The organism is Chloroflexota bacterium (genome assembly GCA_020161265.1).
In the GTDB taxonomy this organism is placed as follows: Bacteria; Chloroflexota; Chloroflexia; order Chloroflexales; family Herpetosiphonaceae; genus Herpetosiphon.
In genome coordinates, this window is the sequence record JAIUOC010000003.1 from 404450 (window position 1) to 417517 (window position 13068).

Below are 13068 nucleotides of genomic sequence, written 5' to 3' on the forward strand. Positions count from 1 at the left end.
TAGGCGATTGGCTGCCCTCATCGATCACGCTGCACTGAGGAGCTTGTATGAGTTCAGATCATGCTCACGATTGTCCATGTGCTGATCCTATCACCCAATTACGCCAGCTCTTTGTCAACAGAACTATGGGCACGCGGATTAACGCCGGACAAGATCCGGTTCGACGGGCGGTGTTTCTTAAGGCGCATGGCGGGGCCAAAGCCACCTGGTGGGTTCGCCCTGATTTGCCAGCCGAGCTACGAGTTGGCTTGTTGGCCTACGATCAGCTGGCAGCATGGCTGCGCTTTTCCAGCGATACCGTGCCTTTTGCCAGCGACCTTGGCACAACCTTGGGGGTAGGCATCAAGCTGTTTGGTATACACGGCCGTAAATTATTAACTGGTGAAGAAGCTGCATTAACTCACGATTTGGTCTTGCAAAATTATCCAGTCTTTTTTGTCGATACTGCCAAGGATATGTGCGAATTTACCTACGAAGGCTTGGTGGGTGATGGCTATGATGCGTATCTCGCCAAACACCCCAAAACCCGCAAAATTCTCGATTTGATGCAGCAAAATCTGGCCAGTGTCTTCGATGCAGTGTATTGGAGCGGCCTGCCCTATGCGTTTGGCCAAGGTCGTTACGTCAAATATCGCTTGGCGCTTGAAGCGCTCAATCCACAGCCACCCAGTAACCCACAGCTCAACCCCAACTTTTTGCACGATGATTTGCGTAGTCGTTTGTTGGCAGGCCCGATTGATCTGCACTTTAGCATTCAACTACGCACCAATCCTAAGCTGATGCCGTTGGATGCAGCAACCGTCGAATGGTCAACCGAGCTAGCCCCGCCGCTGCATGTGGCAACCCTAACCCTGCCCCAACAAGATATTGATGCGCCTGGCCAAGCCGCCTATGTCGAAAATCTGGCCTTCAATCCTTGGCATGCACTGCCTGAACATGCTCCAGTTGGCAGCATCAGTGAAGCTCGCAAAGTAGTCTATCAAGCTTCGGCGGAGTTGCGCCGCCAACGCAATGGCATTCCGATTGTGGAGCCACGCCAACCTCGTCACGATTTAACCTAGCCCTCCAAAATGCTTGAATGGTTTACAAGGAGATGTGATTATGGCTTGTGCTGAGATTGTCAGCGTCGCGATTTATCCTCCCGTTGGCTTTGCCCGCGTCGGAAATAGCCCAAATGAGTTTTTTTATGGCCCCGAAGTGCTGGGTGCACCCCAAGTTGACCCCGATTTGTTTCGCGATCCGAGTGGCGCGATCAAACGCCAAGCGGCGCGGTTTCGGGTTTATGGCTTGAATGCCGCTGGTGAGGTGATTTGCGAGTTAAACCAAACCAATCCTGATGTGCAAGAAATTGTTTGGACGGCGCAGCTCGCCAATCAAAAAGCCGCGTGGTATGAATTTATCCAAGCACTGGATATTCCGGCCTCGGCTGATGGCAAAATTGTTAGCAAGCGCCGCAATGCCGATGTAACTGAGCGCGATCAATTGACGATCGATGGTGGCACGCGCAGCATTTGTGGCTTGAATGTCAATCCTCAGGGCGAAGAGGCGATCTATGCCTTTGATCACGGCGCATTCTTTGGTAAGCAAGTTTATTTGGGCGAATTGCGCACCGATCAACAGGGCAATTTGATTGTGCTGGGCGGGCGGGGTCACTCAGCTTCGGCCCATGGCAAGCCCTTAACCACCTTTGCCGATAACGATGATTGGCATGATGATACTGCCGATGGCCCGATTGAGGCCGTGGTTAAGCTGAGCGATGGACGGGTTTTGCAGGCAACTCATGCTTGGGTGATTGTTGCGCCGCCTGATTATGCGCCAGGCACAAATTCGATTATGACAGGCTATGATTTGCTGTTTGAAGTGGCGATGCAGCTTGATTCGACGCTTGCGCCAGCCAAGCCACGTTTCAGCAGCGAAATTTATCCGTTGCTCTCACGGTTTAGCCAATTGCAATGGGTTAATGCTGGCTTTGCGCGGAGTTTTGGTTGGGGCAGCCCCAGCGATTTCAATAATCCTGAGTTGATCGCTCGTTTGGGCGATCCTAGTGCTGCCAGCGAACCGTTGCGCCAAGCGGTTTTGGCTCAAATGCGCAATCCTAGCAATCCCTATATTGATCCCGAAGGCTTGCCATTGTTTTATGGCGATGCGATTACGCTCAACACCAAAACCACCGATCCCCAAGAGTGGCAGGCAATTTTGCCTAGCCAATATCGTTGGCTAGAGCAATGGGCCAATGGCGATTTTATTGCCGATGGCTTGCCCGTGGTCAGGCCGTGGGAGCAGCTTGATCCCGCTGAGCAGGCCTACAATCTCACGCGGGCGGCGCTTGATGCAACCTTGGGCGGGCCGTTTCACCCCGGCTGCGAATTCACTTGGCCGTTACGCCATACCTCGATGTATGTAGCACCATTTCGACTCAAACGCCGCACCAGCCCTGAGCCAGATTGGGGCGATACGCTCGATGCGGCTACTGCCTTAGCTCCCGATGGGATGTTGTATGCCAGCGCTGCTGGGGCAATTACGCGTTGGATGGCCGTGCCTTGGCAAACCGATACCTCAAGCTGTCTCTCGGCCTATATGGGCTATGCCGGAACTTATTTGCCAACTTTTTGGCCCGCTCGTGTGCCCAACGATGTGCTTAGCCAAGAGAGCTACCAGATTATTATGAACCCTGATGCTACGCCTGAAGAGCGTGCCCAAGCCTTCGCACCGACTGCCCGCCGCAAGTGGCTGCGCGGCATGGTCTACACCGAGAGCATTCCACCAGGCCATATTCCAACCGTGCCAGCAATTACTAAATTTACCAACGAATGGGATACCGTGGGCATTATCATCGCCCAAACTGGGCCTGAACATAGCGCTAGCTTCCCGCAAACGCTATGGGTTGAAACAGGCCGCCACGTTGAAGCTCAGGCTCCCCAATTAACCCGTAGCCTAGCCGCCGAGCCAGAAACTGATCTGGTTGATAGCGACCTCAATTGGCCACAACAACGCCTCAAGCGAGGACGCAAAAATGCTGCCGAAGCCAATAACGATTGATTGTTTGATCGTTGGCGGCGGAATTGCTGGCTGCGCCTGTGCCGTGCATCTCGCACGGCATGGGTGGCAGGTGCTTGTGCTCGAACGCCCGCCTACACGGCCACAACGCTTTGGTGAAAGTTTAGCGCCTGCCGCTCGTCCGTTGGTGCACGAGCTTGGGTTAGATCTTGATCGAGAGCATTCGATTTGCCCAGGCAATCTGGCAGCTTGGGGATCAGATGCGCTCTATCATCATGATTTTTTGGCAACGCCCTATGGTCATGGCTGGCATCTCAATCGACCTCATTTTGAGCAGCAGCTCCACCAGTGCTGCCTTGGATTAGGCGTAACATTCAGTTCAGCGTCAATCAGCTACCTCGAACGCCAGCCCGAACGCTGGATTATTGGGGTTGGAGAGCAATTATTTCAAACGCGCTGGCTGATTGATGCCACTGGCCGAGCACGTTGGCTAGCACGGCGGCTGGGAGTACAAACCCAGTTCGATGGCCCCAAACAGCTCGGTTTGGTGGCGATGCTGGAGCCGCAAGCCCAGCCATGGCCGGATCAGCGGAGTTTGGTCGAGGCGGTAGCTGATGGTTGGTGGTATGTGGCGCGAGTGCCGCAAGCCCAAATGGCGACAATTTTTATTGGTCAACCAACCACCAACCAACGCCAAAAGCTTGCTCAGGCCGAGGGTTGGTGGCAATCGCTCAAGCGCAGCACTTGGGCCAAACAATGGCTTGAGCAACATCAGCTTTGTGCCCAACCATATTGGGTCGATGCCAGCAGCAGTCGTTTGGATCGCTGCTATGGCAATGGTTGGCTGGCGATCGGTGACGCGGCCATGAGCTATGATCCGCTGGCGGCGCATGGGATTACAGTTGGATTAACCAGCGCCCGTGATGCCGCCCAATGTTTAATCGCTGCCAACCAAGGCTCAGTTGCTGCGCTGTATGGCTATGGTCATCAGCTGGAATTGGCTTGGCACGCTTATCGTCAGCTTCGCCAACAGATCTATGCCCAAGAACAGCGCTGGCCTGATCGCCCATTTTGGCAACCACGCTAGCAAAAACCCTGAATTATGCTAAGATGCAGCAATCAAATTTTTGGCTGCTGCATGGAGTCAAACTCGTCCATACACTCCACCCATCAATTGCTCCATCACCCACAGCAGCATGCTTCAATCTGCTACGTTTGCTAGAGAATCAAACGTTGGTAGCCACAATTGTTGTGTGAGTTGAATTCCATTTGGCTTGGAAGGAGCTACGATGGGCCATGATCATGCGCTGGTTATCGGCGCAAGCATTAGCGGTTTAGCGACCGCGCATATCCTCAGCCACTATTTTGCTCAAGTAACGATTATTGAACGTGATAGTTTGCCCGACTCGATTGAGGTTCGATCTGGTTTGCCGCAAGCTCGCCACCTGCATCTGTTGTTGATGCGCGGAGCGCGTGAGCTTGAAACGCTCTTTCCTGGCATTGGGCAAGAACTCGTGGCTCACGGCGCACAGTCGGTCGATTTGATGAATGATTATCGCTACTTGATGGCTGGTGGTTGGGCCAAACCGCATCAATCAGCCCATCGCACAATTTCGGCCAGCCGCCCGCTCTACGATTGGGTGCTGTTGCAGCGTTTACGCCAAAACCCCAAAATTCGGATCGAAACCCAAACCGATGTGCTTGGCTTGGTTGGGGATTTGCGCCATGTGCGGGGCATTAACACCAAGCGCCGCGATACTGGGGTTGAGCAACAATTTCTAGCCGAACTCTTGGTTGATTGTAGTGGGCGTTCATCCAAGCTTGATCAATGGCTACAAGCGCTGGGTTGCCAAGCAGTACCCGAAACCGTGATTGCCTCGAATGTTGGCTACTGCTCACGACTCTATGCCAAGCCCGAAGGCTGGAACGAATGGAAGGGCTTATTTGTGCGCCAGCGACCATTGGTTAATCCACGCGGCGCGATTTTAACCGAGATTGAAGGCAATCGCTGGATGGTGACCTGTGGTGGTTTTAATGAGGCCAAGCCACCCCTTGATGAGAGCGAATGGCTGAATTGGCTCAACCAATTGCGCTCGCCAATTTTGTATGAATTGTTGAGTAAGGCCCAGCCAATTAGCCCATTGGTTGGTTTTGGCCGTACCGAAAATCGCCAACGCCATTATGAGCAAATTAGCCTGCCTGCGGGAGTGGTGGCGTTGGGTGATGCTGTTTGTGCGTTTAATCCAATTTATGGACAAGGTATTAGCAATGCCACCTTGGGCGCGATCTTGCTGAGCCAGCATTTAAAAGAACAAGATCGGGCTTCGGCAGCCTGGGGTCAGCGCTTTCAACAAGCACTCGCTAAAAGCAATCAATTTCCTTGGAGCATTGCGGTGGGCGAAGATGCCCGCTATAACGCCAGCGTCAAGCGTTCGTTTGGCGCAACTCTGCTGCGCAACTACTTCGACCAAATTAACCTAGCATCAAGCAATAATCCGGTTGTGCTCAACCGCTTCACGCCGATTGTGCATATGACTGGCAATCCCAGTGGCTTACTGCACCCAGCGATGATCTGGAATGTTATTAAAGGTCGCTTGAAGCCCCAAACGACCAACCCAACGCCCTCGATCCCTACCATTCTCAGCGCTAGCCAAGGAGCGTAACCATGCTACAAGATCATGCAATTGTGATTGGAGCCAGTATCAGCGGCTTGATTACCGCTCATATGCTGAGCCACCATTATGGTCGAGTCAGTGTGCTCGAACGTGATAGCTTGCCCGAGGCTGGCGATTTTCGCGCGGGCGTGCCCCAAGGTCGCCATGTGCATTTGTTGCTGATTCGCGGCGCACGTGAGCTGGAAACGCTTTTTCCAGGCATCAACCAAGAACTGCAAGCTCTTGGGGCACAAGCCGTCGATATGATCAACGATTGTCGCTATTACCTCAAAAATGGCTGGACAGTACCTCAGCCAACCGAATTGAAAACGCTCTCGGCAACTCGCCCTTTGTTTGATTGGGCAATTCGGCGGCGCTTATTGCAAAACCCCAAGATTCAGTTTTTGGCCCAACACGATGCCCTGAATCTGATTGGCAATAGCCGTCATATTCAAGGGGTGCAGGTGCGCAATCGCCAAGATGGCAGCGAACAGAGCTTGCATGCTGATCTGGTTGTCGATGCCAGCGGGCGCAATTCCAAATTGGCGGAATGGTTGGGCGAGCTTGGTTGTGGCAAAGTTAGCGAAACTGTGCTTGATGCCAAACTTGGCTATACTTCGCGGCTCTATGCCAAGCCCGAAGGTTGGAAAGAATGGAAAGGCCTGTTTGTGATGCAACAGCCGCCGACCATTCCCAAAGGTGCGATTTTGCTCGAAGTTGAGGGCAATCGCTGGATTGTGACTGGCGGTGGGGTCAATCATGCCAAGCCACCAACCGATGAAGCTGGTTTTATGCAATGGCTGCGCGAATTGCCCTCGCCAATTTTGGCCGATTTATTGAGTAAATCGCAGCCGCTTAGCCCAACCAGTGGCTATGGTCGTACCGAAAATCGCCAACGCCACTACGAGCGTATGCACCTGCCAGCCGGAGTAATTGCCTTGGGTGATGCCGTTTGTGCCTTTAATCCGGTGTATGGGCAAGGTATTAGCACCGCCACCTTGGGGGCAATCTTGCTTGGTACACATTTAAAAGAGCAAGATCGTGGCTCGGCAGCATGGGGCCAGCGGTTCCAACAAGCCTTAGCCAAGAACAATCAATTCCCTTGGGAAATGGCGAGCGGCGAGGATTCGCGTTATGATTCATCATTCAAACGCCCATTTTTCAGCAAGCTGATTGCGCCCTATTTTGATCAAATTAATCAGGCCAGTTTGAATAGCAACGTGGTGTTCACTCAATTTATTAAAACGATTCACCTGATCGACAATCCGAATGCATTGTTTCATCCACGGGTGTTTATCCCCGTGCTGCTGAGCAAAATTCGGCCTAAATATTCTGATGCAGTGCCAAACTTGCCTTTGCAGGTCAACGTATAGCATAGGCAACTGAATCAAGCCCTGCTATACTACTAGAATAGGCAGGAGTACATTTCAGATTTGGGAGGTGTGCTATGAGACGAGACCATGCGATTGTGATCGGGGCCAGCATCGGTGGATTATTGAGTGCCCGCGTGTTGAGTGATGTGTATGCCAAAGTGACGATTTTGGAGCGCGATACGTTGCCCGATGGGGTGCAATTTCGGGCAGGCGTGCCGCAAGGTCGCCAATTGCACTTGCTGCTGATGCGCGGCTTGCTCGAATTAGAAAAACTGTTCCCCAAATTGCGCGAAGATATGAAGGCGCTTGGCGGCAACGAGCTGGATCTGATGAACGATTGCCGCTATTTATTTGCGGCAGGCTGGGCCGAACCACGACCCTCGGATTATCGCAGCATCATCGCCACCCGCCCCTTGTTCGATGCAGCGATTCTTGGGCGGATTCGCCAAATTCCCAATATTGAAATTCAAACTCGCCAAGAAGTGACGGATTTGCTCTTTCACGGGCGGCAAGTTGTCGGGGTCAAGCTGCGCAATCGTGATACTGGCGAGCAGCATGAACTTAACGCCAACTTGGTTGTCGATGCGGCTGGCCGCCCATCCAAGCTGCCCGAATGGCTAGAACAACATCAATTTGGGCGCGTCAAAGAGACCATTTACAAATCGGATGTGGGTTATGCCACCAGAATGTACACCGCGCCAGCCGATTGGCAAGGCTGGCCAGCGATCTTTGTGATGCCGATGCCGCCGCATATTCGCCATGGTGCAACCTTCCTTAAAGTTGAAAACGATCAATGGCTCTTGACGATTGGCGGAGTTGGCAGCCAGCGCCCACCAACCGATAGCGCTGAGTTTGAGGCTTGGCTGGCGCGGATGCGCACACCATTGATTGCTGAAATTACCCAGAAATTTACGCCTGCCAGCCAAGTGTATGGCTATGCCAAAACCGAAAATCGTTGGGTGCATTACGAACAACTACCCGTTATGCCCGCTGGCCTGATTGCTATTGCCGATAGCGTGTGTGCCTTGAATCCAATTTATGGCCAAGGCATCACCAATACTGCCATGAGCACGCAGGTTTTGGCCAAGCATTTGCAACGCGAAGGCATTGGCAGCGCACCTTGGGCCTTGAGTTTCCAAAAAGCCTTGGCACGCCGCAACAAAGCGGGCTGGCTCACCACCATCAGCGAAGATTCACGGCTGGCTGATACGCCAACCTATCGCCCAATCTTGCCGATTCGCGTGCTGCAATGGTATAGCGATAAAGTGAATTTGGCGGCGGCGGGCAATCGGGCTGCTACCAACGCAATGGTTGGTGCGATTCATATGATTGGCTCAGCTGCGAGCTTATTTACGCCCAAAGTATTGCTTGCCGCCTCGCGCTTTTTCCGTTCACAACCGCCAAGCAGTGTGCCAGCAGCACCCAATAAATAATCTAGCTGCGCCTTGATCACCGTTGATCGAGGCGCAGGCATATCGGCTGTGGCCTGAATCTTGCCTTAACCTAGGCATAGAATAGTGGTGTAACAGGAGGTATGCAACCTATGAGTCATCATCTCAATGGTAAACGGGTGGCGATTATCGCAACTCATGGCTTTGAACAGAGCGAGCTTGAAGAACCCAAAGCGGCCTTAGAGCAAGCCGGAGCCAAAACCCATGTTATTTCGCTCAAGGCTGGCACGATTCGTGGCTGGAAAGAGCAAGATTGGGGCAGTGAAGTTGCTGTCGATTATACGCTTGAGCAAGTTAATCCTGCTGATTATGATGGGTTGTTGTTGCCTGGCGGCGTGATGAACCCCGATAAATTGCGGCGCGAAACCAGCGTTTTGAATTTTGTACGAGCCATGGCCGAAGCTGGCAAGCCAATTGCGGCAATTTGCCATGGCCCATGGACATTGATTGATGCTGGAATTGCCAAAGGCCGCATGCTCACATCGTACCCAACCTTGCAAAACGACCTGAAAAATGCGGGAGCCGAGTGGGTTGATCGCGAGGTCGTGGTCGATAATGGCCTGGTGACCAGCCGCAATCCCCAAGATATTCCCGCCTTCAATCGCAAATTTATTGAAGAATTAGGCGAAGGTTTACATAAACAAGTTGGCTAATAACCTGCATAGTTAACAATGGCCCCGTAGTTTAGGATAAGCTACGGGGCCATTTCATTTAAGCAATCGTTGGAATTGGGTCGTTGCTCCAAATCGCCGCCATACGCTCACGGTGTGGATCGATCAGATCCATAGTATCAATTTCGGCTTGACTGAAATAGCCCACTTCGGTGGTTTCATTGCTTAATCCTAGTTCGCCGCTAATCAAGCGCACCTCAAAATTCATGCTAATGACATGATATTGATTGCCATCGGCGTAGCGCACCATGCGATGTGGATTGCTATAGACTCCCAGCAAGCGTACAACTTGCACTGTCAGCCCAGTTTCCTCAAAAACCTCGCGAACACAGGCCTCGCTGACCGATTCGCCAGCATCGACCGCTCCGCCAGGCAAACACCAGCGCCCGTTATCGGTGCGGCGGGTCAATAAAAGCTTGCTGCGCGTCGCATCGAACAAGGTTGCCGAACAACCAAGCATCAAGCGGCCTTGGGCAGCGATGCGATCACCATACAAATATTGGGCCATCGTTCACTCCTCTAAGTTGCTAACAAACCTAGTGAGTATAGATCGCCGCTACGTTAAAAACAATCGCCCTACCCGTAGGCAGAGCGTTTGTTTGATACCGCAGGGTTATCGTTGATTAATGTTTGTAAGAATGTTTCATCCCACAACCATGCGATTTATGATTGCTAAAAAGGATGAGCAGCGCGATGCCCCACCACCAGCCAGTGATTGACAGAATTGGAATCCCAATCAACCATACTGCTGCTTGGCGTGATTGGCGCGATGCAAGCACCCCAAGGCCCATCATCATCAGATGCCAATCTTGAATTGCAACATTGCTAAACGCAAGCAAGCCGAGCACAAGCAAGCCAATCACGATCAAACCATCATTTGACGATTTGCGTGAGCGTTCACGCTGGACGATTGGCTGAGCAACCGGCATTGGTGGCACAACTGGCTCAAGCTTGGGCGTAACCGGAATTGATTGCACAGCAGGCCCAGACTCACGGCGTAAATCTATTGTCTTGCCGAGGGCTGGCTGAACTGGCTTGCGCTGATTGGCGGTTTCAAGCCGAATACCACAATAGACACAAAATACCGCTGCTGTTTCGTTGTGACGGCCACATGCTGCACAATCCATGACCTTATGTTCCTTTCGCCTTGCCAAAAGAACTATGCAAGGCAATGCTTTCGATTGAATATCAATCCTTCTGGAACACAGTACGCAGCGTGGTTCAGCAAGGTTGCAAGCAATTAAACAAATTCATATTCAATGGCAAATGGATAACCCTCGGCATGGCCGCTGATCGTCAGTTTGCCATGGCCGCGCAAACCAGCCAACTCGCCAGTGGCCGAGCCAGCTACAACCTCAATCTGATCAAAAACATCAACCTGATTGGCAGTGCCGATATGTTGCAACACAAAACTACCAGTTTTACCCGCCAACGTACCAACGAAGCGCTGTAGGCCAACATAACTGGCATCGCCAACTTCAGGGTAGGCCATCAAATACTCAACTGTGCTTTCGCCAACTAGATCACCTTCATAGCGATAACGCACATGGGCGCGAGTCATTTTGCCTTCGCCTGCTTGCTCGTGAAAAGGCTTTTCATCCCATTCGAGAATGCTAAACGTGGCCTTCGCAGTAGTGCTCATTCCATCCTCCAAATAAAACATCTGTGCTAATACTATAACCAAGCTTAAGCCAAATGTAAAGCAGGAACCAACTTATGAGGGATGAAATTTGGTATTTAACGTCGCGAAAATATGGATGAACATAATTCGTGAAATTCGTGGCTAATTGGAATATCAAAAGCCAAAAGCTTATAGTCATTCTTCGTGTCCTTCGTGGATCGAAAACGCCCAGTCCCCGACCTCCAATAACCGATCCCCAGTTAAACAACAACACGCCATGAAACTTCATAGCGTGTGATTTGGCGGGTGGAGAGGGATTCGAACCCTCGAGAGCTTTGACACCCTACGGCATTTCCAGTGCCGCGCACTCGACCAACTATGCGACCCACCCGTGCGCCGCGCATTATACCAAAGAATAGCTTAGCAGGCAACGCCGATGATTTGCTGAATCAGCCCTTGAATTTGATTGAGGGTAAAGGGTTTGGCTAGGAAGTAGGGTTGTTGATGTAAGGGGAATTGAGCACGCACATCATCTTCGCTATGTCCACTCATCAGTACAACTGGCACATTACTCAACCGTTGCATCTCGCGACATAAGGCCACCCCAGGCTCATCGGGCAACTCAAAATCCACCACCACTGCTTCCAACGTTCGCTCATGACAGATGGCACGCGCTGCCCTCACACTCTCAGCCTCGCAAGTTGCCACGTCTATCCGTGCTAGGGCTGCTGCCACAAACGCACGAATAAACGGCGAATCATCGACAACTAAGACCATACACAGGTTCTCCTACATGGAGTAGTATCCTTTGACTATAGTATACCGTAGTTTTCAACCACGCAAACAATCAGCAATTTAGCCACGAACTGAAATCACGAAGTATTCGAAGGGGTCAGGATTCAGGGACGAGGGGGTCAGATTTGAATTAACAAACCCAATCAGCAATCCTGACTCCTGATCGCTGGCCCCTGGCCCCTAAATCCTCTCTGCGCCTCTGCGTTAAAATCCCAATCCCCGACAACCGATCCCCAACCCCTTTGTTCTATATTTTCATCCTTCATCCCTCATCCTTCATCCTTACCCAGATTGAGCGTGGTACAATTCAAGGCGCGTCCTGAGGGCGTGTTTTGGCTCACCTGAGGTTGGAAATGAACGAAATTGAAACGCTCGATTTTGAAATTCGGGCTTTGATGAAGGCGGGTGTTCGCCCGATTGACCCCGATGACGATAGTTTGTTTAATGATTTAGCCTTGCGCACGTTTCGCTATCAATGGCAACATAATCTGGTGTATCAGCGCTATTGCGAACGGCGGATGCTCAGCCCTGAGCGCGTAAAGCATTGGTCGGAGATTCCGGCTGTGCCAACCACGGCCTTCAAGCATCTGCCATTAACGACCTTCCCGCCTGAAGAAGCCCAGGCGATTTATCGCACCAGCGGTACAACTCAAGGCAGCGAACAACGCGGCACGCACTATATTCGCGATCGCTCGTTGTATGAAGCGTCGTTACGGCCAAATTTAGCCTATCATCTGTTTCCCGATGCTAAACGCCTGCCAATCTATGTGCTTTTCTGGCATCCCAATGAGCTACCACAATCGTCGCTAGCGCATATGATCAGCGATGCGGTTGAGCAGCATGGCACAGCTGAAAGCCGCTATGTGTTTAGCGCAGCTGGTTTGGATTCAGCCAGCCTCGCCGAGTCGCTTGATGCAGCGGTTGCCACCAATACTTCGGTGTGTTTGATGGGCGTAATGTATACCTTCGTCTATTTTTTAGATTGGTGCGCCGAGCATGGCAAGCGTTGGCAATTGCCCAAAGGTAGCCGTTTGATGGATACGGGCGGCTCCAAAGGCAAAGTGCGCGAAATTGCCCGCAACGATCTTTATGCGCTCTACAGCGAAGTTTTGGGTATTCCATCGACCATGTGTGTCAATGAATATGGTATGACCGAGTTGGGCAGTCAATTCTACGATTGCTCGTTACACTCGGCCTACCTGCGCGAATGGCAACCACGCCATAAGGTGATTGTACCTTGGGTTCGCACCCAGATCGTCGATCCAACCACCTTTGCGCCATTGCCTGCTGGCCAAACTGGGCTATTACGCCACCTTGATTTGGCCAATCTCTACTCGGTACTCGCTTTGCAAACCGAAGATTTAGGCGTGGTTGTGGCTGATGGGTTTGAGGTGCTTGGTCGGGCCAGCGGCGCAGAATTGCGCGGTTGTTCGCTGGCGGTTGAAGATGTTCTCGCCGCTCGCCGGAATGGCAACGGCTAATCTAGTGATAAGGAGCCAGTAGCCG

The 13068-nt window shown here is 52.0% G+C and carries 12 protein-coding genes and 1 tRNA gene; 8 read left to right on the top strand and 5 right to left on the bottom strand.

Annotated features, from left to right (window positions below; translation table 11 throughout):
• Positions 1-47: 47 nt before the first annotated feature.
• The 7 genes from LCH85_09025 (at position 48) to LCH85_09055 (ending at position 9128) form a co-directional block, all read left to right on the top strand.
• Positions 48-1061: a catalase family protein gene (locus LCH85_09025; protein MCA0352125.1), complete on the top strand. Its 1014-nt coding sequence runs from the start codon at positions 48-50 to the stop codon at positions 1059-1061.
• Positions 1062-1101: 40 nt separating this feature from the next.
• Positions 1102-3039, top strand: a complete 1938-nt coding sequence (locus LCH85_09030; protein ID MCA0352126.1) for a LodA/GoxA family CTQ-dependent oxidase — start codon at positions 1102-1104, stop codon at positions 3037-3039.
• Positions 3014-4084 (top strand): FAD-dependent oxidoreductase, encoded by a 1071-nt coding sequence (locus tag LCH85_09035; GenBank protein MCA0352127.1) that lies wholly within the window; start codon positions 3014-3016, stop codon positions 4082-4084. The genes LCH85_09030 and LCH85_09035 overlap by 26 nt, the downstream gene beginning before the upstream one ends.
• Positions 4085-4286: 202 nt before the next feature.
• Positions 4287-5660, top strand: a complete 1374-nt coding sequence (locus LCH85_09040; GenBank protein ID MCA0352128.1) for an FAD-dependent monooxygenase — start codon at positions 4287-4289, stop codon at positions 5658-5660.
• 2 nt (positions 5661-5662) lie between these two features.
• Positions 5663-7024, top strand: a complete 1362-nt coding sequence (locus LCH85_09045) for an FAD-dependent monooxygenase (GenBank protein MCA0352129.1) — start codon at positions 5663-5665, stop codon at positions 7022-7024.
• A gap of 74 nt (positions 7025-7098) precedes the next feature.
• Entirely contained in the window at positions 7099-8457 is a 1359-nt protein-coding gene (locus tag LCH85_09050; GenBank protein MCA0352130.1) for an FAD-dependent monooxygenase, read from the top strand.
• Positions 8458-8567: 110 nt separating this feature from the next.
• The gene (locus LCH85_09055) at positions 8568-9128 is read left to right on the top strand and encodes a type 1 glutamine amidotransferase (protein MCA0352131.1); all 561 of its coding nucleotides are present in this window, start codon (positions 8568-8570) and stop codon (positions 9126-9128) included.
• Between the two features lie 58 nt (positions 9129-9186).
• Here the strand turns inward: LCH85_09055 and LCH85_09060 are convergent, their stop codons facing one another.
• The 5 genes from LCH85_09060 to LCH85_09080 form a co-directional block, all read right to left on the bottom strand.
• Positions 9187-9654 carry an NUDIX domain-containing protein gene (locus tag LCH85_09060; GenBank protein MCA0352132.1) on the bottom strand — a complete coding sequence of 156 codons (468 nt, stop codon included), beginning with the start codon at positions 9652-9654 and terminating at the stop codon, positions 9187-9189.
• A gap of 115 nt (positions 9655-9769) precedes the next feature.
• Entirely contained in the window at positions 9770-10273 is a 504-nt protein-coding gene (locus LCH85_09065; GenBank protein MCA0352133.1) for a hypothetical protein, read from the bottom strand.
• A 113-nt stretch (positions 10274-10386) separates the two neighbouring features.
• A complete protein-coding gene (locus LCH85_09070) occupies positions 10387-10788 on the bottom strand; it encodes a DUF3224 domain-containing protein (GenBank protein ID MCA0352134.1) in 402 nt (133 codons plus the stop codon).
• Positions 10789-11067: 279 nt separating this feature from the next.
• Positions 11068-11158: transfer RNA gene (locus tag LCH85_09075), tRNA-Ser, on the bottom strand.
• Between the two features lie 29 nt (positions 11159-11187).
• Positions 11188-11544, bottom strand: coding sequence for a response regulator (locus tag LCH85_09080; GenBank protein MCA0352135.1), 357 nt, complete (start codon positions 11542-11544; stop codon positions 11188-11190).
• 371 nt (positions 11545-11915) lie between these two features.
• Between LCH85_09080 and LCH85_09085 the strand changes: the two genes are divergently transcribed.
• The gene (locus LCH85_09085; GenBank protein MCA0352136.1) at positions 11916-13043 is read left to right on the top strand and encodes a long-chain fatty acid--CoA ligase; all 1128 of its coding nucleotides are present in this window, start codon (positions 11916-11918) and stop codon (positions 13041-13043) included.
• The last annotated feature ends 25 nt before the right edge of the window (positions 13044-13068 follow it).